This window comes from Streptomyces sp. NPDC050738, from assembly GCF_040654175.1.
Taxonomy (GTDB): domain Bacteria; phylum Actinomycetota; class Actinomycetes; order Streptomycetales; family Streptomycetaceae; genus Streptomyces.
Genome location: NZ_JBFAHN010000002.1, coordinates 595,769 through 619,900, shown reverse-complemented (window position 1 = coordinate 619,900; position 24,132 = coordinate 595,769). Strand labels below are relative to the sequence as shown.

Below are 24,132 nucleotides of genomic sequence, written 5' to 3'. Positions count from 1 at the left end.
CATGGATGATCGCGGAGTGGTGGATGTCGGGGACGTACGGCTGGCGTACCGGAGCTGGGGAGACCCCTTCGGCTCGCCGGTCGTGCTGCTGCACGGGCTGACCGGGTCCTCCGCCTCCTGGGACAAAGTGGGGCCGCTGCTCGGCGAGGAATGGCGTGTCTACGCCCTTGACCTGCGCGGACACGGTGAAAGCGACTGGCCCGACGAGTACAGCTTCGAGCTCATGCGCGACGACGTGCTCGGCTTCCTCGACGAGCTCGCCCTCGACCGGGTCGGCATCGTCGGGCACTCGATGGGCGGCCTGGTCGCCTTCCTGCTCGCCCAGGATCATCCCGACCGGGTCGAGCGTCTCGCCCTGGAGGACCCCGCGCCGCCCTACCCTCGCGAGCCGTTCGGATCCGCGACGCCCGAGGGCCCTGTCGACTACGACACGAACCTGGTGCCCGCCCTCTTCGCCCAGGTCTCCGCCCCCGACCCCGAGTGGGCCGACCGGATCGAGGAGATCGTGGCGCCGACCCTGATCGTGGCGGGCGGGCCCGACAGTGCGATGCCGCAGGAGATGCTCCACGACATGGCCGCGGCGATCCCCGACTGCCGGCTGATCACCATCCCCGTCGGGCACGACGTGCACGCGCAGCAGCCGCAGCAGTTCGTCGAGCAGCTGACGGAGTTCTTCACCAGCTGATGAAGTGCCGTCCCTGTCGGATGGGTTGACGGACCGTCAGTTCGGCGGGAGGGTCGTCTTATGTCGGAGAACCGATATAACTCCGCCTCCCGGGGGCGACGCCCATGGCCCGTACGGTACGCAGCCAGGCCGAGCGCAAGTCGGAGACCAGGGCGCGGCTGATCGACGCCGCGGCCGAGCTCTTCGCACGCAAGGGATTCCACGCCGTTTCGGCCGAGGCGGTCGCCGCCTCGGCCGGGCGCACCACCGGCGCCCTCTACAGCCATTACGGCGGCAAAGAGGGACTGCTCCTGGCCCTCCTGGAGGTCTGGAAGGAGCGCACCGCCGACCAGCTCACGGCCGAACTCGCCGGCAGCTCCGACCCCGCCGCGCACTTCGGCGCGATGTGGGGCTCCATCACCCGCCCGCAGGCCGACCGCGGGGACGCCTGGCTGCTCCTGGAGATGGAGCTCTGGCTGCACGGCGCGCGCTCCCCGCTGGTCGGCTCCCGGCTCGCGGAGCGGTACGCGCAGATCCGCACCCAGCTGGGCGAGGGCCTGGCCGACTGGGCCGACGCCACCGGATCCCCGCTGCCCGGGCCGCCCGAGGAGACCGGGGCCCTGGTCCTGGGCGTACTCCTCGGATGCGCGCTGCAGCACCGGCTCGACCCGCACGGCGTACCCGACGCACTGGTCGTCGGCGCCCTGCGCACGCTTCTCGGACTCGACGAACGCCCCCGAAAGGACCGGCCATGAGCGATGCCGCCGAAACCGCCCGCCCCTCCGTACCCGAGATCGATCTGCTCGAGGACACCTGGGCGCAGGGAGTGCCCCACGACCAGTTCGCCAGGCTCCGCCGCGAGGACCCCGTCCACTGGCATGAACTCCCCGGCGGCCAGGAGGGGTTCTTCGCCGTCACCCGGCACGAGGACATCGTCGCCCTGAGCCGTGAACCCGACCTGTGGTCCGTGGAGTTGGGCTCCTTCTTCATACGCGACCAGACTCCCGAGGCCCTCGCGAGCCTGGGCCTGACCCTCGTCGGCATGGACCCGCCCAAGCACACCCGCTACCGGCGCCTGGTCTCCACGGCCTTCTCGCCCCGGATGATCCGCAAGCTCACCCAGGACATCGGGCGCAGGGCCGCGGCCCTGGCGGACACCGTCGCCGCGAAGGGCGGCGAGGTCGAGTTCGTCGAGGAGATCGCGGCGCGGCTGCCGCTGCAGATCATCTGCGAGATGGTCGGCGTCCCGGCCGCCGACGAGGACCGGATCTTCGACTGGTCGAACCGTATGGTCGGATTCCAGGACCCCGACTTCCGCACCAGCGAGGAGGACGGGCAGAACGCGGCCGCCGAGATCTACATGTACTGCGACCTGCTGGCCGGCGAGCGCGCCAAAGACCCCAGGGACGACATCCTCAGCGCCCTCGTCCATGCGGAGGTCGACGGCGAGCGGCTCTCGGCGCACGAGATCAACATGTTCTTCGTGACGCTCTGCGTCGCGGGCAACGAGACCACCCGCAACCTCCTCGCGCAGACGATGCTCACCCTCGTCGAGCATCCGGAGGTACGGGCCGAACTGGTCGCCGGGGTCGACGACGACGCGCTGTGGGCCACCGCCACCGAGGAGTTCCTGCGCTGGAACGGCTCGATCCACAACTTCCGGCGTACCGCCACCCGCGACACCGAGATCCACGGCGTTCCCGTCCGGGCCGGCCAGAAGGCCGTCCTCTACTTCACCTCGGCCAACCGCGACGAGGAGGTCTTCACCGACCCGGACGTGCTGGACATCCGGCGCGCCCCCAACGACCACCTCAGCTTCGGCGGGGGAGGGCCGCACTACTGCCTGGGCGCGGGTCTCGCGCGCACCCAGATCACCGCGCTCACCCGGGAGCTGCTCCGGCGCCACGCCGGGGCGGAGCTCACCGGCGAACCGCGCCGGATGCGCTCCGACTTCATCAACGGGATCAAGTACCTTCCGGTGCGGTTCACCTGAACGGCTCCAACAGGCCTACAGCACCGCGCCGTTGGTCGACTTGATCTGCTGGCGCCGGTGGTCGCGCTTGTTCTGGCGGCGCTCCCTGAACGACGGCTGCCGTACCTCGGACTCGGACTCGGGCTCGTCGTCGCCCTCGGAGGCTTCCGCGTCCTCGTCGGTGCCGTCGTCGCGCTGGAGCGAGTCCTCGAGCAGCGACGCGTCGGGGGCCTCGACCCCGGCGGTCCACTCCGCCTCCTCCTGCAGCCGGTCGTTGACCGAGGGGACGATCACGACGCGCACGTGGTCGAGGGAGGCGGCCGGGACGCGGAAGGCATACGTCGCCTTCCGGGTCCTGCGGCGCGGAACCGTGGTGTGCAACCCCGTCAGGATGGACTGATCCGGGTCGTGGGTGCGGTGCGCCCGTACCTCGTCGGCCCAGAGCTGGACCCTGGCCTCCACCTCCATGTGGACCGCGGCCTTGGCCTTCTTCATCGCCTGGACGCGCTCGGCGGCCCGCTTCTCGATCATCCGGGTGCGCGCCGCCTCGCTGAGGTCGCCGGAGGGCGCGGGGGCCCTGGGGTGCTCTCTGCGGTGGGCGCGCATCGCCTTGCGCGCCGGTGGCGCCGTGTTGCGGGCGCAGACGGTGAAACGGACGTAGGTGTCACCGTCCTGGTGGTCGCGGTCCAGGTGGGTCGGGGCGAAGGGCTCGAGATCCTCGACGAGTACTTCGAGCCCTCCGTCGAAGGCGAGCCACTCGCCGACTTCGCAGGTCTGGGACATGCCACACGCCTTTCGGCTCGGTTCTCTTCGTGCGGTATGCCTCCTATTGTGCGCGTATGTTCTGTATAAGGCCTGGCCAGGGCCGCTGTGCCCGCTCCCGCCTACGGCTTCCAGCCCGGGTCCCGGCCGCTGAGCCCGATCACCCGGTCGAGCAGTGGAGCGCCTTCGGGCACCGCCACGATCTGCCCGAAGGTCACTCCGCGTCGCACGGACCCGCTGTCGAGCATCCCCTCCGCGATCTTGAGGCACGCGGTGTCGGGCTCGTACGGCTGCCCGGTCGCCCGGGCCAGGTCCCAGCCGTGCACGACCAGCTCGTCGACGGCCACCGCGGCCGCGACGCCCGCGGGCAGGTCGACCGCACCGGCCTGGGTGTCGCCCTCCCAGGCGGCCGGGTTGCGCCAGGCGGCGACGAGCGCGTCGAGGTTCCGCGGCAGCACGGTGCGCCAGTCCTCGTCGAGCACGGGCCGCACCGTGCCCGGGGTGGTGCCGGTCAGCGGGCCGAATTCCTTGTCCGCGGCGGCGCGGAAGGCTGCGGTCAGGCCGAGGAGGTGAGCGAGGAGCTCGCGTACCGCGTAGTCGGGACAGGGGGTCGGGTCGTCCAGCTGGTCGTCCCGTACGGCGTCGAGGAGCGTGGCCACGGGGCGGACAGCGGGTTCGAAATCGTAGATCTCCATACGGTGCAGACTGCCCCCGCGCCCAGAACTCATCGCTCAGCGCACGACGCGTCCCCGCAGGATGATCCGGGCCGGATGCGGCAGCGCGCCCACCTCGCGCGTCGGGTCGGTGGCGTACGCGACGACATCGGCCGGCGCCCCGTCCACGAGCCCCGGCAGCCCCAGCCACGCGCGCGCCGTCCAGGAGGCGGCTCCCAGCGCGTCGAGCGCGGGCAGACCGGCCCGCGCGAGCAGCGCCGCCTCGCCGGCGACGGTGCCGCAGGGGAAGGTGTCCGTCCCGGCGAGCACGGTCACCCCCGCCTCGTGCGCGGCCCGCACCGTTCCTGGAAGCGCGTCCCAGCCCGCCAGCCACAGATCCCTGCGCGCACTGGGCGCGGCGGCCCGCTGCTCGGGGGCGGATCCGACGAAGGCACCCAGCGTCGGTACGAAGGCGGTGCCCTGCGCGGCCATACGGTCCAGGAGGCCCGGATCCAGGCTCATCCCGTGCTCCAGGCTGTCGGCGCCCGCGAGCACGGCGTTGCGGCTGCCCTCGGCGGACTGGCAGTGCACGGCGACCTTGCCCCCGGCCGCGTGGACGGCGGCCACGACCGCGGTCAGCAGCTCCAGCGGCACGGGCGGCTCGTCGAGCTTCCAGTCGCCGACGACCTTGCACCACCCCGAGGACGCCGCGGCCTCCTCGACGGCGGCGCGCACCAGCTCCGCCTCGGTCACATCGCGCCCGAACCCGGGAAAGAACCGCCCGGGCGTCGCCAGCCACCGCCCCGCCGACCACACCCGCGGCAGCTCCGGATCCTCCGCGACCCACCCCGGCATCCGCGCGGCGGTCCCCGGCGTACGCACCGCGAGCACCCCGGCGTCCCGGTGCTCGGTCAACTGCCGCCGCAGCAGCGCCTCGTCGAAGGGTGACCCGGGCTTCTCGGCCCCGGGATGCGTATGCACGTCGACGAGCCCCGGCAGCAACCACCCACCGTCCACCACAGGTTCGGCGTCCGCCGCACCCGGCGGCGGGGCAGTGTGCAGCCGGCCTCCGTCGATCCAGAAGGTGCGCTCCTCGCGCTCGGGCAGCACGACGCCCCGTATCCGCAGCATGGCCCGATCGTAGCCACTACAGCTCGGGCCACTCGATCCGGAAATACACGACCTGCTCGTCCGCCCCGGTCCGCTCCATGCCGACGGCGGCCATCACGCGCTGCGAGGCGAGGTTGTCGAGGTCGGCGTCCCCGATCACTGTCCTGATCCCCAGATCGCGAGCGAATTCCAGCAGCCCGCGCAGTGCCTCCGACGCATAGCCCTGGCCGCGCACTTCGGGGATCAGCCCGTACCCGATGGGTACGGTTCCTTCCTCGTCCGGCGGCCTGTTGAAGCCGAGACCTCCTATGGCGAGCCCGTCGGAGCGGCGCCGGATCTCATAATTGCCGAACGGCTGCGGATCACCGGTGCCCGCGCAGTGCTCCAGGAAGTGCGCGGCCCCCTCGACATCACCGGGCGCGGGATAGCCGGAAGCCCATAGATCACCGTCGCCCGGCTCGCCCACCACGACGCGCTCCGCCTCGGCGACGCTCATCGGGTGGAGCACCAGCCGCTCAGTCACAAGATCGTCCATGACAGGGAGACGTATCACGCACCGGCGGCCCGGCACACCGGAATTCCTTGATCCGGTACTCAGTTCACGTCCACGCCGTAATCACGGGCCAGTCCCGCGAGCCCGTCGGACCAGCCCTGGCCGACAGCGCGCAGTTTCCATCCGTGCGGGCCGTGGCGGTAGAGCTCCACGAGAACGAGAGCGGTGATGCCGTCGGCGGGCGGCACCTCGAAGCGCCAGCTGCCGCCCGAAGGCGAGGAGAGCGTGAGCCGGACCCCGGGCGGGGTGTCGGCGCTGACGGTCAGGGCGAGGCGGCGTACGGAATCGGGCAGTCTGCCCAGGTGCAGCTCCGCACGGTCGTCCCCGGTGAGCCGGACGGCGCCGTGCGCCCCCGTGGGCTGGTTGTAGAAGACGAAGTCCGCGTCGCGGGCGACGCGTTCGCGGCCGTCGAGGAGCAGTACGGAGAGATCGATGCCGGTGACGGAGGACGCGCGGAGACCGAGCAGCTCCTCCGCGGCCGGCGGCAGGGGGACGTTCTGGCCCGGGCGCAGGACGACGGCCGTCGCCCCGCTCTTCCAGTCGGCGAAGGGAAGCGGCACGTACGGCCGTGTCGCAGGCGCGGTGCGCGGCGGGGCCGACAGACCGGACTCCAGATCACCGAGCGTCTCCTCGCGTACGTCCCCCAGCAGCCCGGCGAGGCCTGGGATGCGGGACACATCAAGGGCTTTGACGGTGGTGGTGACGGCGCATTCGACGCCCGTGCCGAGGTCGAGGAAGCGCAGTGCGTCCTCGGCCGTACGCCAGTGCGCGGACTCGACGGCCTGGCGCGTCCACCGACCGTACGCGACGATCCCGAGGCGCCGGGTGTCCGGGATCCGGGTCAGTACGGCCAGATCGACGGCGGTGATGCCCGGAGCGACGGCGAAGGCCTCTCTGAGGGTGGCCACGACGTGCGAGCCCATGGACGTCATCCACCACTGGGTGCGGTCGCGCCGGGTGATGTTCTTGACGGTGGGCCGCCCGGCCGGGGTGAGCGCGGGTGTCCTCGTCGGCAGCGAGTCGAGGTCCGGCTGGCGTACGACGACCGAGAGCACGCTCCCCGAAACGCCGACCGCACACCCGGAGGCCGGATTGTCCGCGAACGCCTCATTGACCGCGCCGCACACCGTCTCCTCGTTGTTGACAGTCAGCAGGGTCCACCATTGGCGGGCCTCGGACTCAATGCGGGCGTGGACTGCGGCAAGCCGTGCCTGCTCGGCGGCGAGGTAGGCGGGTGCGTCAACTGCCGCTTGCGCTCTGGCGGTTGAGCGGTCCGTACGGGAAAGGATGCCGATGCCGTCGAGGTGGTGGGCCTCGGCCGCCCGCCGCGCCCAGTCGAGGTCGTGGTGGGGCGGCGGCGGGATCTGCGGCGGCCGGCACGGCGCGAAGTCCTGCAGGTGGACGGTGGTCGTCTCCCGGCGTATGCGCTGCAGTTCGGCGACGGCCCGGTCGCGTTCGGCCTGCTGCTGGACCCGCACGGGGGCGCCGGAGGGGGATGCGGGGCGCCTGCTGCGGGAGGAGGACCTGCCGCCGAGGGACGTCGAGGCGTAGAAGGGCCCGGCTCCGGTGGACAGCCGGGTGCCGCCCGATCCGAAGCTGACGCGCGCGGCACGCGGACCGACCGAGGTGCGTACACCTCGCGTCGACACACGCACCCGCAGTCCCGGCACACCGACACGGAATCCGAAACCCATCACATCAGCTTTCGCAGCCGACGCCGTCGCCGTCCCGGTCGAGATGGCTGTCGTAACCGGGGTCGCCGCGGTGGATGGGAGCCGCGTTCGCGGCACGGACCGCGTCGCAGTTCTTGTACCACTTGGCGGTGGCACCGCTGGTGTCCTCCGCCGTGGAGTCGGAAGTCCCGCCGGTCTTGGCCGACTTGGCCGTCTTGGTCGACTTCGTGGGCTCGGCCGCGGCTGTCACGGTCTTCGTCACGGTCGGGGTCGCCTTCGGGCTCGCCGTCTCGGTCACCGTGGGCGTTACCGAAGGCTGGGCCGTGACGGTCGCCGTCGCCTTGGGGGCAGCGTCCGAAGCGTCCTGCGCGTCACCGGAGGTGCCGACGCCGACACCGGCGAGGAACACGACGGCCGCGCCGCCCGCGGCGAGAAGGTACCCCTTCTTCTTGCTCCGACCCGGCCGGGGGCCGTCGGGCGCAGGGGTGTTGAAGTCGTACTGGTTCCACTGAGGGGTGCTCATGAGTGCGGGATTCCTGCGTGATCAGTAGGCGCTGTTGACGTTGTCGATCGATCCGTACACGTGGTACGCGTAGTTGGACGCGGCGACGATGTTGGCGACCGGGTCGACGAGATTGTCGGCGGTTCCGGCGACGTGGTACGTGTCGAACGTCGGCTGGATGACCTGGAGCAGGCCCTTCGAGGGGATGCCGTTCTGGGCGTTGATGTCCCAGTCGTTCACGGCGTTCGGGTTGCCCGAGGACTCGCGCATGACGTTCTTGTGGATGCCGTTGTACGTGCCGGGGATGCCGTGCGCCGCCATGATGTCCAGCGACTCGTCGATCCAGCCGTCGAGGTTGTTCGCGTACGTCTTCGTGGTCGACGCGGTCTTCGCGGACGCGGTCTTCGTCGCGGTCTTCTTCGCCGTCGTGGTCTTCGCGGCGGCCGTCGTGCTCGCCGCCGTCAGTGAGGTGGGCGTGGAGACGGACGAGGCGGCGAAAGCCACCGAGGACGAGCCGCCCACCAGCATGACCGCGGCGCAGACAGCGGTGACGGTGGTGCGGGACGCCTGGCTGGGGAGGCGGAGGGCATAACGGGACACGGGGAGGCCTAGCTTCGGGGACGGGGAGTGCCGCCGAAAGCCCTGGCGGGGCTGGGCGACCGATTCACCATGGAGGAAGCCGCCCAATAGGCGCAAAGAGGGCATCTACTACGTGATGCCGTATTGAGGAGTCAAACGTCCAATGCGGAACAAAGGCGCATTTCCGCAGCTCAGTGCGGTGGGATGCCTTTCCGGAGGTCCGTCGAAGCCCGCCGGAGGCCGTTCGGCTCCGTACTAGGCGGGTTCGTACACGACCGAGGTCCCGTGGCGTATCGCACAGCCACGGGACCTCGGTCGGTACTTCCTCTTATGGAGCGCAGACGCCTCAGCCGCGCAGCTGCTCGTACGCGGGCAGCGTCAGAAAGTCCGCGTAGTCCGCGTCGAGCGAGACCGTCAGCAGCAGATCGTGGGCCTGCTGCCACTTGCCGGCCGCGAAGGCCTCCTCGCCGACCTCCTCGCGGATCGCGGCCAGCTCCTCGGCGGCGATCTTGCGGGCCAGGTCGGCCGTGGCCGTCTCGCCGTTCTCGAACACGACCCCGGCGTTGATCCACTGCCAGATCTGCGAGCGCGAGATCTCCGCGGTGGCCGCGTCCTCCATGAGGTTGAAGATGGCGACGGCGCCCAGGCCGCGCAGCCACGCCTCGATGTAGCGGGTGCCGACCTGGACGGCGTTGCGCAGTCCCTCGTACGTCGGCTTCGCGTCCAGCGAGTCGATCGCGATCAGGTCGCCGGGGGCCACCGAGACGTCCTCGCGCAGCCGCTCCTTCTGGTTCGGCTTCTCGCCGAGCACCGCGTCGAAGGAGGCCATGGCGATCGGCACCAGGTCCGGGTGGGCGACCCAGGAGCCGTCGAAGCCGTCGCCGGCCTCGCGGTCCTTGTCCGCCTTGACCTTCTCGAAGGCGACCTTGTTGACCTCGGCGTCGCGCCGCGAGGGGATGAAGGCGGCCATGCCGCCGATCGCGTGCGCGCCGCGCTTGTGGCAGGTGCGGACCAGGAGCTCGGTGTACGCCCGCATGAAGGGGGCGGTCATCGTCACCAGGTTGCGGTCGGGCAGGACGAACTTCTCTCCGCCGTCGCGGAAGTTCTTGACGATGGAGAAGAGGTAGTCCCAGCGGCCCGCGTTCAGCCCTGCGGCGTGGTCGCGCAGCTCGTAGAGGATCTCCTCCATCTCGTACGCCGCCGTGATCGTCTCGATCAGGACGGTCGCGCGGACGGTGCCCTGCGGGATGCCGACGTAGTCCTGCGCGAAGACGAAGACGTCGTTCCAGAGGCGGGCCTCCAGGTGGGACTCCGTCTTGGGGAGGTAGAAGTACGGGCCCTTGCCGAGCTCGATGAGCCGCTTGGCGTTGTGGAAGAAGTAGAGGCCGAAGTCGACCAGCGCGCCGGGGACCGACTGCCCGTCGAGCTGCAGGTGGCGCTCCTCCAGGTGCCAGCCGCGCGGCCGCATGACGACCGTCGCGAGTTCGGACGCGTCCTTGAGGGCGTACGACTTGCCGGACCTGTCGTCCGTGAAGTCGATACGGCGCGCGTAGGCGTCCGTGAGGTTGAGCTGGCCAAGGACGACGTTCTCCCAGGTGGGAGCCGAGGCGTCTTCGAAGTCGGCGAGCCAGACCTTGGCGCCCGAGTTCAGGGCGTTGATGGTCATCTTGCGGTCGGTCGGACCGGTGATCTCCACCCGGCGGTCGTTCAGCGCGGCCGGGGCCGGCGCGACCTTCCAGCTGTCGTCCGCGCGGATCGCTGCCGTCTCGGGCAGGAAGTCCAGCGTGGAGGTGCGGGCGATCTCCGCGCGGCGCTCTCCGCGACGGGCGAGGAGCTCGTTGCGGCGCGGCGTGAAGTTCCGGTGCAGCTCGGCCACGAAGGCGAGGGCCGCATCGGTCAGGACCTCGTCCTGCCGGGGCAGGGGCTCGGCATCGACGATGGCCAGCGGGGACGGCGCTGGTGCGGACATGAGCTGTCACTCCTAACAGCGGCGGTGCCCTGGGCGGCCGCCGGGCTTGCACTTATGGCACGGAGTGCCACAGGAGCCGAGTTACGGTCGCGGGCGCCGTCTGGGGGTCGGGCGCTTCTGACGTGTGGATACTAGTTTCCTCATGGTGGAAGTTCAACGGTCTGTTGACGTCGAGATTCTCCGAGTCGACAGAAGCTGTCGCTGAGTGCCAGCTCCGTCACTCCAAGTGGATCAAGTCCGCGGCGGTGTCGATGTCGTAGTCCTCGGCCACATCGCCGCACTCGACGAGCGTGATCGCCTCCCGGTGGGCCCGCAGATAGTCGCGTGCCCCGCGATCGCCCACCGCACTCTCCGCGATCGGCTCCCAGTGGCCGGCCCCGAAGAGGACGGGGTGTCCGCGCTTCCCGTCGTACGCGGCTGCCGCAAGGCTCGTCGGGGAGCGGTACGCATCGAGCACGCGCGCCACCGCCCGCGCCCCGATCCCCGGCTGGTCGACCAGCGACACGAGCGCGCCGCCGAGCCCCGAGGAGGCCAGCGAACCGAGCCCGGCCCGCAGCGAGGAGCCCATCCCCTCCTCCCACTCCGGGTTCTCCACCAGCACGCATCCCGGCAGCTCGGCCCGCTCCCGTACCTCTGCGGCAGCCGCGCCGAGCACCACGTGCACCACCTCGCACCCGCCCTCGCGCAGCACCTCCACCGCATGCTCGACCAGCGGCCGCCCCCGGTGCTCGAGCAGCGCCTTGGGCCGCCCGCCGAGCCGCCGGCCGCCGCCCGCCGCGAGCAGCAGCCCCGCGACCCGTCCCTCTGTCTCCGTACTCACCATGGGAACTGGATACCTCACGGACACCGGTCCTTCGGCCTCAATTCCGTCTACGGAGTGGCGGAAAGCTCTCCAAGTGGCGTTAACTTGCCCGCGGCCCCCGGCGTCCGACCAACGCCCGCACGGGGCCGGCACAAAGGCGTGCGAGGGGGAGAATTTTGTTGCAGAACGTGGGACAGAGGCGCGTGACCGGCATCGACGAGGATCCGAGGGTGACGGAGCTGCGCTCCGCCGTGTCCCGGCTTCGCCGCGAACTGGCCGGCCACCCGGGGGAGTTCGCCGACCGCGGCATCGCCGAGGACGAACTGGCGGCCCTGAACGCGATGGCGCTCAGCGGTGTGCCGGAGATCCCGCGGCTGCGCCGCTCGCTGCTGCTGATCGCGGGGGCGATCGGCTCGGTCAGCGCACTGGCGGTCTCGCTCGCGGACGTACGCAACGCGGTGGACCTCTTCGGGAACCCGCCGCAACAGCGCTGACCTGCCCGCGTCCCACAGCTCCTGCCGCTCCTACCGCCTGATCAGCCGCCGCGCCGTGGCCGCCGCCACCGCCGACGTCCGCGAATCGACCCCCAACTTGGCGTAGATGTGCACCAGATGGGACTTCACGGTCGCCTGGCTGAGGAAGAGCTCCTTGCTGATCTGCTGGTTGGACAGACCGTCCCCGACCAGCTGCAGCACCTCCAGCTCGCGCCGGGTCAGCACCTGCGCGGGGGTCCGCATCCGGTCCATCAGCCGCAGCGCCACCGCGGGCGCGAGTGCCGACTGGCCCGCCGCTGCCGTACGGACCGCGGCCGCAAGCTCCTCCGGCGGGGCGTCCTTGAGGAGATAGCCGCTCGCGCCCGCCTCGACCGCGGCAAGGATGTCCGCATCGGTGTCGTACGTCGTCAGCACCAGGACCCGGGGCGACCCGGCGGCCGCGGTGATCGCCGCCGTCGCCTGCGCACCGTGCATCCCCTCCCCGAACTGCAGGTCCATGAGCACCACATCGGCGATCCCGGTCGCGGCCAGCTCCACCGCACGCTCGGCCGTCGCCGCCTCCGCGACGATCTCGAAGCCCGGCTCGGTCTCCAGTACGGCGCGCATTCCGGCTCGTACCACCGGATGGTCGTCGGCGAGCAGCAGACGGATCGTCATGAGGCGGCCCTCTCGGTCGCGGGAAGCGGCAGCGTGACCGCCACGGCGGTGCCCTCCCCGGGCGCGGACTCGACCGTGAAGGTGCCGCCCAGCGAGGCGGCGCGCGAGCGCATCGCGGGCAGCCCGAAACCGCCGTCCGCCGCCGGGGCGGCCGGGGTGCATGACGGGTCGAAGCCCCGGCCGTCGTCCACCACGTCCAGGGCCACGGCGGTGTCCATGTAGCTGAGGGTGATCTCGGCGCGGCCGGCCCCGGCATGCAGGACGGTGTTGGAGAGCGCCGACTGGGCGATGCGCAACAGCGCCACCTCGTACGGAGTGGGCAGGGCGACCGGCGTACCGCTCACCGAGAAGCGTGACCCCGGCGTACGGGCCGAAAGCCGCTCCAGCGCCCCGGCCAGGGACCCCTGCTCCAGGTCGGGCGGCGTGAGCTCCCGTACGAAACGGCGCGCCTCGGCCAGATTGTCCTGCGCCGCCTGCCTGGCCTGCTCGATGTGGGCCGCAGCCGGGGTGTCGGCGGGCAGCGTCCGTCCGGCGGCGCGCAGCAGCAGCTGGATGGAGGAGAGGCCCTGGGCGAGCGTGTCGTGGATCTCGCGGGCGAGCCGCTCGCGCTCGGCGAGCGTGCCGGCCGTCCGCTCCGCGGCGGCGAGTTCGGCCCGGGTGGCGATCAGCTCCTCGATGAGCCGGCGGCGCCGCTCGCTCTCGCGGTAGAGCGCCTGATAGCCCAGTACGGTCGCCACGGCGACGGCCGCGCCGAGCAGCGGCCCTATGAAAGCACCCGGATTCAGCGGCCCGCCGTGCCCGAGGTAGCCGGCGATCGCGGCCCCCGCCGTGGCGGCCACCACCGGCAGCGACCAGCGCACCGGCAGCAGATGCAGCTGGAGGAAGTACAGCGGGAAGGCGATCCACAGGCCGTCGGGCGAGAGTGCGAGCAGCACCAGCCAGGCGGCGCCCAGGGCCCCGAGCCAGAGGGCGGCCGCGGTGCGCGAGGTACGGACGGAGGGCCAGGCGGCGCCGAGCGCGTAGATCCCGCCGACCACCGCGGCGGCGGCCACCACGGCGGGGGCGTTCGCGGCGTGGTCCGCGAGGGCCTTGGCCGCGGCGAGGGCGAGCAGCCCCGCCATCAGCAGATGCAGACAGACGCGCAGGGCACGCAGGGCGGGGGTGAGGGAACGGGGATCCATGACCTTTTCAGCGTAGGCGGACGGATTCGCCGCCGGGTCAATCGAAAGGTTGATTGCAGGCTCCGTCTTTTGATCCGGGCGGAGCCATCCGTGGCGCGATGCCCCGGGCACCCTGCTGCCAGCAGGGTTGAGGACATGTTCGTCGCACTGAGAGATCTGAGATTTGCCAGGGGCCGGTTCGCCCTGATGGGGGCCGTGATCGTACTGATCACGCTGCTCGTCGGGCTGCTGTCGGGACTGACCGCGGGGCTGGCCAGGGACAACACCTCGGCCGTCACCGGACTGTCCTCGTCGGCCGACCATCTGGCCTTCGCGGAGCCGGCCTCCGGGCAGTCGCCGTCCTTCACCGCCTCGCAGCTGCCGGCGGGCGCCGTGCGGAGCTGGGCCGCTCAGCCGGGCGTGACGAGCGCACAGCCCATCGCCATCTCGACGCTCAACGCGTCGGCGGGCGACCGTACGGCCGCGGTGTCGGACTTCGCGGTGCAGGGCGGTTCGGGACCCGCGCCCGTGGCCCCGGGCCCGGACGGCGTGGTGCTCTCCACCGGGGCCGCCCAGGACCTGGAGGCCTCGGCCGGGGACACGGTCGAGCTTTCGGGGAAGCGGCTGAAGGTGACAGCGGTGACGGGCGACGACTCCTACAGCCACACCCCCGTCGTCTGGACCTCGCTCGCCGCCGGACAGCAGGGCACGGTGGTCGCGCTGACCACCGACGGCGGCGCGGACCTGGCGGCCGGGGACCGGGCGGCCGGCACCAGCACGCTCTCGATCGACGACTCGCTCTCGGCGCTCCCCTCCTACCAGGCGGAGAACGGGTCGCTCCAGCTGATGCGCGGATTCCTCTTCGCCATCTCGGCCCTCGTCATAGGGGCGTTCTTCACCGTCTGGACGATCCAGCGCAGCGGCGACATCGCGGTGCTCAAGGCGCTGGGCGCCTCCACGCCGTATCTGCTGCGCGACGCGCTCGGCCAAGCGGTGGTGATGCTGACGGCAGGGACGCTGCTCGGCACCGGGCTCGCGGCGGGGGTCGGGGTGCTCGTCCCGGCGGACGTTCCTTTCGTACTCGACCCGACGACGGCACTCGCGCCCGCCGGCGTACTGATCCTCCTCGGCGCGATCGGCGCCGGGCTCTCCGTGCGGCGGATCGCCGCCGTCGACCCGCTGACTGCCCTGGGAAGTGCCCGATGACCCGCTCGAACCTTCTCCTCGACGACGTCACCCTCACCTACCCCGACGGTGAAGGCCGCCTCACCGCGCTGGACGCCGTGTCGCTTGAGGTCCCGGCGGGGACGCTCACCGCGGTGGTCGGACCCTCCGGTTCCGGAAAGTCGAGCCTGCTCGCGGTGGCGGCGACCCTCGTCGCCCCTGACCGGGGGAGGGTCGTCGTCGACGGCAGGGAGACGGGCGCGCTGAGCCGGGCGGAAAAGGCGGAGCTGCGGCGCTCGCGGATCGGCATCGTCTTCCAGCAGCCCAATCTGCTGCCGTCGCTGACGGCGGTCGAACAGCTGCAGGTGATGGCACACCTCTCCGGCCGACCGGTACGTGAAGTCCGGGACAGGGCAAGGGAGTTGCTGGCGGCAGTCGGCCTGACGGACAAGGCGGACCGGCGCCCGCACCAGCTCTCGGGAGGTCAGCGCCAGCGGGTGAACATCGCCCGCGCCCTGATGAACGAGCCCTCCGTCCTGCTGGTGGACGAACCCACCAGCGCGCTCGACCACGAGCGCGGCGCCTCGGTCCTCGACCTGCTGGTGACGCTGACCAGGGAGCGCGGCACGGCGACGGTACTGGTGACGCACGACGTCGCGCACCTGGACCGGATGGACCGTACGGTGACGATGGCCGACGGGCGGCTCAGCGCGTCGGTGACCGAGGCCGCATAGGGCGGCTGCCACGATCGGCGCCATGCGCAAAACAGTGCGAATGGCCTTGTTCCTGCTGGTCACTGCGGTGTTGGCGGCGGGCTGCGACGCTGCGGCGCCCGCCGCGGGCGGCGCTCCGCCCGACCCGGCCCAGCTCGTCCGCCGCGTCCCGACCCACGACAGGGTCGTCTTCCTCACCATCGACGACGGCACGGCGCAGGACCCGGAGTTCGTACGGCTGATGCGCGAACTCCGCACCCCTTTCACGATGTTCCTCACCGACTCCATGGCCGGCAGTCATTACCGGTACTTCGACCCGCTGCATGCGCTCGGCAACAAGGTGCAGAACCACACCGTCACCCACGCCCGGCTCACCAAGCTCTCCTACGAGGGCCAGCGCGCCGAGATCTGCGGACAACAGGGCATCCTTGAACAGGAGTTCGGGGAACGCCCCACGCTGCTGCGCCCACCGGGCGGCCGCTACGACGCCACCACCCTGCGGGCCGCCGCCGACTGCGGGCTGCCTACGGTCGTCCTCTGGTCGGCCAGCATGCAGCCCAAGGGCCTGCGTTACGGAAGCGCCGACCACCGCCTGCATCCCGGCGACATCATCCTGTTCCACTTCTTCACGCCGTACGAACTGCACGGCACCACCCTCTCCGCGGCGACCCGCACACTCATGCGCACGATCGCTGAACAGGGTCTCTCCGTCGCCCGGCTGGAGGACTACCTCCCGTCGTGACGGCCGGCGCCCCCTCGCGTCGTGTTTTACTCTCCGCAACCGGAAGATCGCATTCCGCTTCTTCCGGTGAATCATTTCTGCGCGAGGGGGAACGCCTGTGACCGCGGCTGTTCTGGAGAGCGTCGCCGGCTGGGTTCCGCCGAGGGCGGTGACCAACGCCGAGCTGCCTACGGCCTGGGGCGTCGACGACGCTTGGGTGCGCCGCCGCACCGGAATCGGCGTACGCCACTGGGCCGGCCCGGGGACCTCCACCGGCGACCTCGCGCTCGAAGCGGCCGTCCGCGCCCTCGCCCTGGCGGGCGGCCCGCCGGTGGACGCGGTCCTGGTCGCCACCTCGACCGGTGACCAGCCGATACCCGCGATGGCACCCTGGCTGGCCTCCCGTCTCGGCAGGGAAGGCGCCGCGGCCTGGGACGTCTCGGCCGCCTGCAGCGGTTTCGTCTACGGTCTGGCCACCGCGGCCGGGATCCTGTGCGCGGGCATCGCCCAACGCGTCCTGCTCGTGGCGGCCGAGGTGTACTCCACCCTGATCGCGCCCGACGACCGCAGCGCCGGAGTGGTGTTCGCGGACGGCGCCGGAGCCGTGGTGCTGCGCCGTGGTGAGCAGGGCGAACCGGGCAGCGTGCTCGCCTTCGACCTGGGCAGCGACGGCACGGGGCACGACCTGATCGCCGTCCCCGGGGGCGGCGCCCGGGAGCGGGCCGAACCGGACCGGTTCACCCCCGGCGACCGGCACTTCACGATGGCGGGGCGCGAGGTTTTCCAGCACGCTGTGACCCGGATGACCGAGTCCTCGCGCACGGTGCTGGGGCGCGCCCGCTGGTCCGTGGACGAAGTCGACCGTCTTGTCGCCCACCAGGCGAACGCCCGGATCCTGACCGCCGTGGGCGAGCGCCTCGCCCTCCCCGCCGACCGGCACATCGCCAACATCGAGCGGGTCGGCAACACCGGTGCGGCCTCCATTCCGCTTGCGCTGGCCGATGCGGTGGACCGCGACGAACTGAAGGCGGGGCAGCGCGTCCTGCTGACCTCCTTCGGAGCCGGGCTCACCTGGGGCTCGGCGGCCCTGCTCTGGCCGGACCTCGGCCCCGCGACCTGCTGACCCCAACTGGCCGACCCCACCCGGCGACCGCACCTGGCCGACCCACTTCCTCCATTCCGCTTCCCACCGAAAGGCTTCCGCCATGCCCGACGCCACCACTGCCGTCCACCGCGTACTGACCGAGAAGTTCGAGGTCGCACCGGCGGACATCACACCGGACGCCACCCTGGAGAGCCTCGACCTCGACTCCCTCTCGCTGGCCGAACTCGCCCTGTCCCTCCAGGAGCAGCTGGATGTCAAGGTCGAGGAGTACGAGGCCACCAAGGCCACCACGGTCGCCGGCCTCATCGCGGCCCTCCAGGCCAAGCTCGCCCTGGCAGGCGCCCAGTGAGTGCGGGAGAACGCGCGGTCGCCGTCACCGGACTGGGGATGATCTCCCCGGCCGGTGTCGGCCGCGAGGCGACCTGGGACGGTGTACGGCGCGGCGCGGCGACCGCGGCGACCGACCCCCAACTCAAGGACCTGCCCGTCGACTTCTCCTGCCGCATCCCCCCGATGACCGAGGGGCAGGGGCGGATCGGCGGCGGCAAGGCCTGGCGGATGGCGTACTTCACGCAGCTGGCCGTGTTGGCCGCCCGCGAGGCCGTGGCCGACGCGGGCCTGTCTCCCGCCACCTGGGACGGAGCCCGGGTGGCGGTGGTGATCGGTTCCGGTCTCGCGGGCGCCGCCCATCTGGAGGAGCAGGCCGTACGGTTCCAGCAGGCCGGCCCGGACCTCGTGTCGCCCGTACTGATCCCCCTGCTGATCTCCAACATGGCCGCCGGTGAGGTCCTCCTCGACCTCGGCGCCCGCGGCCCGTCCCTGGCCACCGACACCGCCTGCGCCTCGGGTGCCAGTGCCCTCGCCGTCGCCCGTGACCTGCTGCTGAGCGGGGCCTGCGACATCGCCGTCGCCGGGGGCGCGGAGGCGGCGATCACGCCGGTCGTCACCACCGGCTTCCAGCGGATGGGGGCGCTCTCCTCCCGTACCGACGACCCCTCCGCGGCCTCCCGCCCCTTCGCCGCCGACCGGGACGGCTTCGTCATCTCCGAGGGCGCCGCGATCCTGGTCCTGGAGCGGGTGGCGGACGCACGGGCCCGCGGACGCCTCGGCTACGCCCAACTCGCGGGTACGGCGATGAGCTCCGACGCCCACCACCCGACCGCCCCCGCCCCCGGCGGCACCGTCGCCGAGGTCGCGCTGCGCGGGGCCGTGGCGGACGCGGGCCTGCACCCCTCGGACATCGACCATGTCAACGCGCACGGCACATCGACCCCGAAGAACGACGCGATGGAGGCCGAGCTGATCGGCCGGGTCCTGCCGCACGGCCCCAGCGTCACCGCCGCCAAGGGCGTGCTCGGCCACAGCCTCGGCGCGGCAGGGGCGCTCGAAGCGGCGCTCACCGTCCTGAGCATCCACCACGGCACGGTGCCGCCGGTCGCCAACCTCACCCCACAGGCCCTCGCCTTCGACCTGGACTGCGTCACCGGCGTGGAGCGCAGGCAGGACGTACGGGCGGCGGTCAGCCACTCCTTCGGGTTCGGCGGCCACAACGTCGTCCTGGCATTCCGCGCCAACTGACCGAGAGAGCAAGCCCGTTGACCTTATACAGCTCCATCGCCCACGCCGCCGTCCACATCCCCGAAGGGCGCCAGAGCGCCGCCGAGGCCGAGGACCGCTTCCGGGCGGGCAACCCCGGCATCTCCCTCTCCCGCGGGGTGCTGCAGCACATGTACGGACTGATCGAGCGGACCGTCGCCCCGGCCGAGGACCAGCCGTCCGACCTCGCGGCGCGGGCGGCCCGTACCGTACTCGACGAGACAGGGACGGACCCGGCGGACATCGACCTGCTGCTGTTCGCGGGCATCCTCGCCGACATGGAGGAGCCCGCGACCGCCCATGTGGTCGCCGACAAACTCGGCCTGCACGCACCGGTGTTCGACGTGAAGAACGCCTGCAACGGCGTCCTGAACGCACTGGAGATCGCCGACGCGTTCATCCGCTCGGGCCGGTACCGCCGCATCCTCGTCACCACCGGAGAAGTGAGCACCCGGGAGAGCCGCTGGGTCCTCGACGACCCGGCCGACGCCGTCACGGCCCTGCCCAGCCTCTCCACCGGCGACCTGGGCTCGGCCCTTCTGGTCGAGGCCTCCGAGCGGCCCGGCATCCTCGGCTCCCGCTTCTACGCCAACTCCTCGGGCTGGCCGGCCGCCACCCTGCCCAATCCGTACGCCAACCACCGCACCCTGGGCCATCTGCGCATCGACTCGGGGCAGTTGGTGGACTCCTTCGACGGTCTGCCGGAGAAGATCCATGGCGGGCTGCGCGAACTCGGCCTGAAACCTGGCGACCTGGACCTCGTCTGCATCCACCAGCCGTCGGTCGCCTTCACCAGGGTCGCCTGCGCGTGGGTGGGCGTGGAGCCCGACCGGATCCTCTCCACCTTCCCCGACCACGGCAACGTCGCCACCAACACCCTGCCCCTCCAACTGGCCACCGCCGTGCGGACCGGCAGGCTCCGACGGGGCGACCTGGTGGGCCTGTTCGGCTTCGCCAGCGGCGCCAGCGCGGGCTTCGTCGTCTGCGAGTGGTGACCGCCGCACTTCCCCGCCCGTACCTGCCCGGAGGCAGTCCATGAACCCGACCGCGCCCACGACCACGCCCCGTATTCCGCCCGTCCCACCGGCCCACTGGCCGCAGCCCCTCCACGCCGTATTGGAGGCTTCGAAGAAGGACGGCCCCGGCCGGGTCAACCTCTTCGGCACCCTGGCGCACCACCCGCAACTGGCCGCCGCCTGGCTCTCGCTCGCCAAGGTGCTCACCCACGAGGGCACCCTGGCCGTACGGGACCGGGAGCTCGCCGTCCTGCGCACCGCCCACCGTCTCGGTTCCGACTTCGTCTGGTCACGGCACGCGTCCCAGTCGGCCACGACGGGCCTCGGCCCCGACGAGACGCGTGCGACCGCAGAACCCCTGGACGCCTACGCATGGGGGTCCGACGACCTGGCCCTCCTGCGGGCGACCGACGCGCTCCTCGACCACGCCGACGTCCCCGACGCGGTCTGGGCGGCGCTGTCACGCCGTCTCCAGGAGCAGCAGCTGATCGAGCTCCTGGTCCTGGTCGGGCAGTGCTCGATGATGTGCATGACGCTGCGTACGCTGCGCACGCCGTCCGACACCCCTGACACTGTCCCCGCCACACCCCTCAGCGTCCCTGCCGCGTACGGGAGTTGCCCCTTCGACCCGCCGCCCGCCTACACGCACGCGAGCCGCGAGAGCGCGATCACCCGGGCCACGCTGCCGGACGGCACCCCCTGCTGGCTGGTGACCGGCCACGACGAGGTCAGGTCGGTCCTCGCCGACTCCCGCTTCAGCGCCGACGCCCGCACCCCCGGTTTCCCCTTCCTCTCGCCCGGACAGCGCCAACTGGCCACCGCGAAGCCCAGTTTCATCCGCATGGACGACCCCGAGCACGCCCGTCTGCGCCGGATGGTCACCAAGGACTTTCTGGTCAGACGGATCGAGGCGCTGCGCCCCGGCATCCAGGCCGTCGTCGACGAGACGATCGACCGCATGGTGGCCAAGGGCCAACCGGCCGACCTGGTCGGCGACTTCGCGCTCCCCGTGCCCTCGCTCGTGATCTGCCTGATGCTCGGCGTCCCGTACGAGGACCACGACCTCTTCCAGTCGCTGAGCCGCACCCTGCTCGACAACTCCACCACCCCGGAGCAGGCCGCCGGGGCCCACCGCCGGCTGATGGACTATCTCGCCGGTCTCGCGGCCCACAAAGCCGACCACCCGGGCGACGACATCCTCAGCCGGCTGGCCGCCCGCGAGGACCTCACCGCGCAGGAGACCGCGTCACTGGGCTTCATGCTGCTGGTCACCGGGCACGAGTCCACCGCCAGCATGAGCGCGATCGCCATGCTGGCACTGCTGCGTGACCCGGAGCGGGCGGCCGCTCTGCGGGCCGACCCCGCGCTCGTACCCGGTGCCGTGGAGGAGCTGCTGCGCTGGCTGACGATCATCCATCTCGGTCTGGGCAGGGCGGCGACCGAGGACGTGGAGATCGCCGGAAGGACGGTTCGCGCGGGCGACGGAGTCATCTGCATGCTCTCCACCGCCAACCGGGACCCCGCCGTGTTCGGCGGCGCGGGAGGCGCCGACCCCGACGAGCTGCACCTGGCCAGGGACGACGCCCGGCGGCACCTGGCGTTCGGCTTCGGTGTCCATCAGTGCCTGGGGCAGACGCTGGCCAGGGTCGAACTGCAGATCATCGTGGAGACGCTGCTGCGCAGGCTCCCCGGGCTGTGCCTGGCGGTGCCGGAGAGCGAACTCGCTTACAGCACGGGGAACATCGTCTACGGACTGAAGGCACTCCCCGTCGCCTGGTGAGCGCGGTCCGCTAGAGAGCAAGCCGCAGCTGGAGCATCGCTTCGAAGCGTGCTCCGGAGGTGGCGAGGTCGAGACCGGACACCTCCGAGAGGCGCTTCAGGCGGTAGCGGAAGGTGTTGGGATGGACGTGCATGGCTGCCGAGGCGGCGATGACGTCCCCGAACGTGTCGAGCCAGGCGGCGAGGGTCTCGGTCAGGGCCGTGTTGTGCTCGGCGTCGTAGGCGCGCAGCCGGACGAGCGGGCCGTCGGGCGGACCGCCGCCGTCGGCGGCGATCCGGTCGGTCAACTCCAGCAGCAGGGCGTCCACATAGACGTCGGCGAGGCGGGCGGTCCTGAGATCGGGCCGCCGGTCGCGCAGGACCCGCAGGGCACGGTCGGCATCCGCGCGGGAGCGGCGCAGGTCCTCGGGCCGCGCCGCGATCCCACCGACCCCGATGACGGGGTAGATCCGGTCGCCGATCCGGTCGAGGAAGGATTCGGCGACCCGCCGGGCCGCCTCGTCCGACGCGGTCGGCAGGACCGCGTAGGTGACGCCGCCGAGCGTGGCCGTGGCCGTCCTCGGGTGGATGGCGTTCAGATGCAGGGCCAGCGCGTTGGCGATCCGGTCGGCGGCCACGACCTGGTCGGCGACCGGCGAACCGTCGGTCGCCGCGAGGGCCAGTACGCAGGCGGGCTGAGCGGAGAGTCCGAGCCGGGTGGCGGCGCCGGGAGCCCCCTGACCGCCCTCCAGAAGGGTGGCCAGCAGGTCGGCGCGGAGCCGGTGCCCGACATCCTCACCCGCTCTGCGGCGCAACAGGTGCAGGGCGGCGACCTTGGCGGCCTCGGTCAGCGCCCGCTCCCGGTTCTCGGTCAGCGGCTCCTTGACCACGACCCAGATCGAGCCGAGGATCTCACCGCCCGCGCGGACCCCGATCGCGACCCGCGGCTTCTCCACGACGCCTTCCAGATACAGCGGCCGGTCGTCGCAGTAGAGCGCGCGGAACGCGCCGCGCTCCTCCAGGACCCGCAGCTTGTCCGCCGGGACCTGGCGGTCCAGGATCGTCGCGATCCTGGAGTCGTCGCCCTCGTCCTGGCGGCTGGAGAAGGCCAGCACCCGGCAGTCGCGGTCCTCGACTGTCACGGGCCCGTCGAGGAGCGCGGAGATCGCGTTGGCCAGCGCGAACAGATCGCCCGCGAGCGGCTCGCCCACCGGTTCACCTGCCGGGTCGCCCGTGGGTTCACCGCCGAACTCGTCGACGGACAGCAGGGATCGCAGCAGCGCGGCGACCTGTGCCCAGGACGCCCCGGGCATCAGGCCGAGTATCGGGATCCCGGCCCGTGAGGCAGCCTCCTCCACCGTGGCGTCCGCGGCGATCGGTGCCCGGACGACCACGGCCGCCGCGCCGAGCCCGGCAACCCGCTCGACCAGGGTCGTGACGTCCTCGGCGTCATAGACCCCGACACCCAGCACGATCGCTCCCGGCAACTGCGCAGGGGCGTCCTGCGGGTCGTAGATCAGCACCCCGCCGACGGGCCGGGCCGGATCGGGCTCACCGACCGTGTCGACGATGAACGTCGAGCCCAGGTCGGCGAGGACCCGGCCGAGGACGACCCGCCCGCTCATGACCGCGACCCGCCGGCCGCGGCCCGGAGCGCCGGCTTCCGCTCGATGACGTACCGGCCGTCGCGGGTGAATCCGGTGACGGCCGCACCGTCGGCGACAAGGGCTCCGAGAGTGTCGCCCAGCGCCGCGCGCCAGGCGCGCGCGGCCCGTGGCCGCTCGACGCGCATCGCCTCGATGTCGGAGGGGATTCGCACGGTGAGACAGGGGCCGTCGAGCGGGCCCCTGACCGGCAGCCCGTCCGCATTCACGTCGAGTCCCGCGGCGGTGTCCGGGGCCGGTGTCGCGTGCCGGGGGCGGAGGGCGCAGGCCGCGGCGACGGCCGGAGCGGCCAGGTCCCAGCCGACGAGCAGCCGGTCGGACTCCTGCCCCTTGTTGACGCCGTCGTCCATCGCGCCGTAGAAGTCCGGCAGGTACTGCTCGGGGAGCGCGCCCAGCTTGGTCAGGTTGAAGTAGGCGTTCCGGCTGACCAGCGGATCGTAGGTCCAGGTCACCTTGGTGATGGCGCGTTCGAGCGACCAGGCCCGCTGGTGGACCTTCATGGCGAACCCGACGTCCTTGCCGCGGGCCCGGTGGTCGACGCCCGCGAGATGGGAGTGCAGTCCGGTCGCCGCGAGGAAGCCGACGCACACGCCGACCATCAGGCCGTCCTCGTACGCTCCGGCCACATAGCTGCCCGAGTGCTCGAACCCCCGCAGCAGTGCCATGTTGATCAGCGGGTTGCCTGGCCCGGGCGGCCACACCCGGTCGATCAGGGCGCAGGCGTCTCTGAACTCCGACTCCTGCGACAGCTCCCTGATGGCCACCCCCGACCGCCGCTGGGCCAGGTCGGACGCCGCCGTGGCCGGGAACTCCAGCGCACTCATGCAGTCGTCTCCTTCATGTTC

At 71.8% G+C, this 24,132-nt stretch carries 25 protein-coding genes and 1 pseudogene; 13 read left to right on the top strand and 13 right to left on the bottom strand.

Annotated features, from left to right (window positions below):
• The first annotated feature begins 1 nt into the window (after position 1).
• The 3 genes from AB0H78_RS07065 (at position 2) to AB0H78_RS07055 (ending at position 2,657) form a co-directional block, all read left to right on the top strand.
• A complete protein-coding gene (locus tag AB0H78_RS07065; RefSeq protein WP_363233231.1) occupies positions 2-685 on the top strand; it encodes an alpha/beta hydrolase in 684 nt (227 codons plus the stop codon).
• Positions 686-789: 104 nt separating this feature from the next.
• Complete coding sequence (locus AB0H78_RS07060; protein ID WP_363233230.1) at positions 790-1,419, top strand: TetR/AcrR family transcriptional regulator; 630 nt, start codon at positions 790-792, stop codon at positions 1,417-1,419.
• The gene (locus tag AB0H78_RS07055; RefSeq protein WP_363233229.1) at positions 1,416-2,657 is read left to right on the top strand and encodes a cytochrome P450; all 1,242 of its coding nucleotides are present in this window, start codon (positions 1,416-1,418) and stop codon (positions 2,655-2,657) included. The genes AB0H78_RS07060 and AB0H78_RS07055 overlap by 4 nt, the downstream gene beginning before the upstream one ends.
• A gap of 15 nt (positions 2,658-2,672) precedes the next feature.
• On the opposite strand, the gene AB0H78_RS07050 is transcribed toward AB0H78_RS07055, so the two are convergent.
• The 9 genes from AB0H78_RS07050 to AB0H78_RS07010 form a co-directional block, all read right to left on the bottom strand.
• Positions 2,673-3,419 carry a hypothetical protein gene (locus tag AB0H78_RS07050; protein ID WP_363233228.1) on the bottom strand — a complete coding sequence of 249 codons (747 nt, stop codon included), beginning with the start codon at positions 3,417-3,419 and terminating at the stop codon, positions 2,673-2,675.
• Positions 3,420-3,520: 101 nt separating this feature from the next.
• A complete protein-coding gene (locus AB0H78_RS07045; protein ID WP_363233227.1) occupies positions 3,521-4,093 on the bottom strand; it encodes a TIGR03086 family metal-binding protein in 573 nt (190 codons plus the stop codon).
• Between the two features lie 36 nt (positions 4,094-4,129).
• Entirely contained in the window at positions 4,130-5,182 is a 1,053-nt protein-coding gene (locus AB0H78_RS07040; protein ID WP_363233226.1) for an amidohydrolase family protein, read from the bottom strand.
• A gap of 16 nt (positions 5,183-5,198) precedes the next feature.
• Positions 5,199-5,696 (bottom strand): GNAT family N-acetyltransferase, encoded by a 498-nt coding sequence (locus AB0H78_RS07035; RefSeq protein ID WP_363233225.1) that lies wholly within the window; start codon positions 5,694-5,696, stop codon positions 5,199-5,201.
• Positions 5,697-5,755: 59 nt separating this feature from the next.
• The gene (locus AB0H78_RS07030; RefSeq protein WP_363233224.1) at positions 5,756-7,363 is read right to left on the bottom strand and encodes a TerD family protein; all 1,608 of its coding nucleotides are present in this window, start codon (positions 7,361-7,363) and stop codon (positions 5,756-5,758) included.
• A 49-nt stretch (positions 7,364-7,412) separates the two neighbouring features.
• A complete protein-coding gene (locus AB0H78_RS07025) occupies positions 7,413-7,910 on the bottom strand; it encodes an excalibur calcium-binding domain-containing protein (protein WP_363233223.1) in 498 nt (165 codons plus the stop codon).
• A 21-nt stretch (positions 7,911-7,931) separates the two neighbouring features.
• Positions 7,932-8,489 carry a transglycosylase SLT domain-containing protein gene (locus AB0H78_RS07020; RefSeq protein ID WP_363233222.1) on the bottom strand — a complete coding sequence of 186 codons (558 nt, stop codon included), beginning with the start codon at positions 8,487-8,489 and terminating at the stop codon, positions 7,932-7,934.
• 325 nt (positions 8,490-8,814) lie between these two features.
• Positions 8,815-10,437, bottom strand: coding sequence for a malate synthase A (gene aceB, locus AB0H78_RS07015; protein ID WP_363233221.1), 1,623 nt, complete (start codon positions 10,435-10,437; stop codon positions 8,815-8,817).
• Positions 10,438-10,654: 217 nt separating this feature from the next.
• Entirely contained in the window at positions 10,655-11,260 is a 606-nt protein-coding gene (locus AB0H78_RS07010; protein WP_363233220.1) for a nucleotidyltransferase family protein, read from the bottom strand.
• Positions 11,261-11,415: 155 nt separating this feature from the next.
• Between AB0H78_RS07010 and AB0H78_RS07005 the strand changes: the two genes are divergently transcribed.
• On the top strand, positions 11,416-11,733 hold the full coding sequence (locus tag AB0H78_RS07005) for a DUF5955 family protein (RefSeq protein ID WP_363233219.1): 318 nt from the start codon (positions 11,416-11,418) through the stop codon (positions 11,731-11,733).
• A 30-nt stretch (positions 11,734-11,763) separates the two neighbouring features.
• Here AB0H78_RS07005 and AB0H78_RS07000 read toward each other — a convergent pair whose 3' ends face one another.
• Positions 11,764-12,390 carry a response regulator transcription factor gene (locus AB0H78_RS07000; RefSeq protein ID WP_363233218.1) on the bottom strand — a complete coding sequence of 209 codons (627 nt, stop codon included), beginning with the start codon at positions 12,388-12,390 and terminating at the stop codon, positions 11,764-11,766.
• Entirely contained in the window at positions 12,387-13,571 is a 1,185-nt protein-coding gene (locus AB0H78_RS06995; protein WP_363233217.1) for a sensor histidine kinase, read from the bottom strand. The genes AB0H78_RS07000 and AB0H78_RS06995 overlap by 4 nt, the downstream gene beginning before the upstream one ends.
• Before the next feature lie 135 nt (positions 13,572-13,706).
• Here AB0H78_RS06995 and AB0H78_RS06990 point away from each other — a divergent pair, with 135 nt between their 5' ends.
• The 9 genes and pseudogenes from AB0H78_RS06990 (at position 13,707) to AB0H78_RS06950 (ending at position 21,645) form a co-directional block, all read left to right on the top strand.
• Positions 13,707-14,756, top strand: a complete 1,050-nt coding sequence (locus tag AB0H78_RS06990) for an ABC transporter permease (protein WP_363233216.1) — start codon at positions 13,707-13,709, stop codon at positions 14,754-14,756.
• On the top strand, positions 14,753-15,448 hold the full coding sequence (locus AB0H78_RS06985; RefSeq protein ID WP_363233215.1) for an ABC transporter ATP-binding protein: 696 nt from the start codon (positions 14,753-14,755) through the stop codon (positions 15,446-15,448). The genes AB0H78_RS06990 and AB0H78_RS06985 overlap by 4 nt, the downstream gene beginning before the upstream one ends.
• Positions 15,449-15,470: 22 nt before the next feature.
• Complete coding sequence (locus tag AB0H78_RS06980; RefSeq protein ID WP_363233214.1) at positions 15,471-16,169, top strand: polysaccharide deacetylase family protein; 699 nt, start codon at positions 15,471-15,473, stop codon at positions 16,167-16,169.
• Positions 16,170-16,266: 97 nt separating this feature from the next.
• Positions 16,267-17,271 carry a beta-ketoacyl-ACP synthase III gene (locus AB0H78_RS06975; RefSeq protein WP_363233213.1) on the top strand — a complete coding sequence of 335 codons (1,005 nt, stop codon included), beginning with the start codon at positions 16,267-16,269 and terminating at the stop codon, positions 17,269-17,271.
• Between the two features lie 82 nt (positions 17,272-17,353).
• Positions 17,354-17,602 carry a phosphopantetheine-binding protein gene (locus AB0H78_RS06970; protein ID WP_363233212.1) on the top strand — a complete coding sequence of 83 codons (249 nt, stop codon included), beginning with the start codon at positions 17,354-17,356 and terminating at the stop codon, positions 17,600-17,602.
• Positions 17,599-18,831, top strand: coding sequence for a beta-ketoacyl-[acyl-carrier-protein] synthase family protein (locus AB0H78_RS06965; RefSeq protein ID WP_363233211.1), 1,233 nt, complete (start codon positions 17,599-17,601; stop codon positions 18,829-18,831). Before AB0H78_RS06970 ends, AB0H78_RS06965 begins: the two co-directional genes overlap by 4 nt.
• A gap of 17 nt (positions 18,832-18,848) precedes the next feature.
• Positions 18,849-19,844 carry a 3-oxoacyl-[acyl-carrier-protein] synthase III C-terminal domain-containing protein gene (locus AB0H78_RS06960; RefSeq protein WP_363233210.1) on the top strand — a complete coding sequence of 332 codons (996 nt, stop codon included), beginning with the start codon at positions 18,849-18,851 and terminating at the stop codon, positions 19,842-19,844.
• Between the two features lie 40 nt (positions 19,845-19,884).
• Positions 19,885-20,265, top strand: a pseudogene (locus AB0H78_RS06955) (carboxymuconolactone decarboxylase family protein); the annotation flags it as partial.
• Positions 20,266-20,394: 129 nt separating this feature from the next.
• On the top strand, positions 20,395-21,645 hold the full coding sequence (locus AB0H78_RS06950; protein WP_363233437.1) for a cytochrome P450: 1,251 nt from the start codon (positions 20,395-20,397) through the stop codon (positions 21,643-21,645).
• A 10-nt stretch (positions 21,646-21,655) separates the two neighbouring features.
• On the opposite strand, the gene AB0H78_RS06945 is transcribed toward AB0H78_RS06950, so the two are convergent.
• Entirely contained in the window at positions 21,656-23,248 is a 1,593-nt protein-coding gene (locus AB0H78_RS06945; protein ID WP_363233209.1) for a helix-turn-helix domain-containing protein, read from the bottom strand.
• On the bottom strand, positions 23,245-24,111 hold the full coding sequence (locus AB0H78_RS06940; protein WP_363233208.1) for a GNAT family N-acetyltransferase: 867 nt from the start codon (positions 24,109-24,111) through the stop codon (positions 23,245-23,247). Before AB0H78_RS06940 ends, AB0H78_RS06945 begins: the two co-directional genes overlap by 4 nt.
• Between the last annotated feature and the right edge of the window lie 21 nt (positions 24,112-24,132).

Coding starts and splice junctions, on each gene's coding strand:
- AB0H78_RS07065 (WP_363233231.1), top strand. CDS start 2: ATGGATGATCGCGGAGTGGTGGATGTCGGGGACGTACGGCTGGCGTAC.
- AB0H78_RS07060 (WP_363233230.1), top strand. CDS start 790: ATGGCCCGTACGGTACGCAGCCAGGCCGAGCGCAAGTCGGAGACCAGG.
- AB0H78_RS07055 (WP_363233229.1), top strand. CDS start 1,416: ATGAGCGATGCCGCCGAAACCGCCCGCCCCTCCGTACCCGAGATCGAT.
- AB0H78_RS07050 (WP_363233228.1), bottom strand. CDS start 3,419: ATGTCCCAGACCTGCGAAGTCGGCGAGTGGCTCGCCTTCGACGGAGGG.
- AB0H78_RS07045 (WP_363233227.1), bottom strand. CDS start 4,093: ATGGAGATCTACGATTTCGAACCCGCTGTCCGCCCCGTGGCCACGCTC.
- AB0H78_RS07040 (WP_363233226.1), bottom strand. CDS start 5,182: ATGCTGCGGATACGGGGCGTCGTGCTGCCCGAGCGCGAGGAGCGCACC.
- AB0H78_RS07035 (WP_363233225.1), bottom strand. CDS start 5,696: ATGGACGATCTTGTGACTGAGCGGCTGGTGCTCCACCCGATGAGCGTC.
- AB0H78_RS07025 (WP_363233223.1), bottom strand. CDS start 7,910: ATGAGCACCCCTCAGTGGAACCAGTACGACTTCAACACCCCTGCGCCC.
- aceB (WP_363233221.1), bottom strand. CDS start 10,437: ATGTCCGCACCAGCGCCGTCCCCGCTGGCCATCGTCGATGCCGAGCCC.
- AB0H78_RS07010 (WP_363233220.1), bottom strand. CDS start 11,260: ATGGTGAGTACGGAGACAGAGGGACGGGTCGCGGGGCTGCTGCTCGCG.
- AB0H78_RS07000 (WP_363233218.1), bottom strand. CDS start 12,390: ATGACGATCCGTCTGCTGCTCGCCGACGACCATCCGGTGGTACGAGCC.
- AB0H78_RS06995 (WP_363233217.1), bottom strand. CDS start 13,571: ATGGATCCCCGTTCCCTCACCCCCGCCCTGCGTGCCCTGCGCGTCTGT.
- AB0H78_RS06990 (WP_363233216.1), top strand. CDS start 13,707: ATGTTCGTCGCACTGAGAGATCTGAGATTTGCCAGGGGCCGGTTCGCC.
- AB0H78_RS06985 (WP_363233215.1), top strand. CDS start 14,753: ATGACCCGCTCGAACCTTCTCCTCGACGACGTCACCCTCACCTACCCC.
- AB0H78_RS06980 (WP_363233214.1), top strand. CDS start 15,471: ATGCGCAAAACAGTGCGAATGGCCTTGTTCCTGCTGGTCACTGCGGTG.
- AB0H78_RS06970 (WP_363233212.1), top strand. CDS start 17,354: ATGCCCGACGCCACCACTGCCGTCCACCGCGTACTGACCGAGAAGTTC.
- AB0H78_RS06950 (WP_363233437.1), top strand. CDS start 20,395: ATGACGCTGCGTACGCTGCGCACGCCGTCCGACACCCCTGACACTGTC.
- AB0H78_RS06945 (WP_363233209.1), bottom strand. CDS start 23,248: ATGAGCGGGCGGGTCGTCCTCGGCCGGGTCCTCGCCGACCTGGGCTCG.
- AB0H78_RS06940 (WP_363233208.1), bottom strand. CDS start 24,111: ATGAGTGCGCTGGAGTTCCCGGCCACGGCGGCGTCCGACCTGGCCCAG.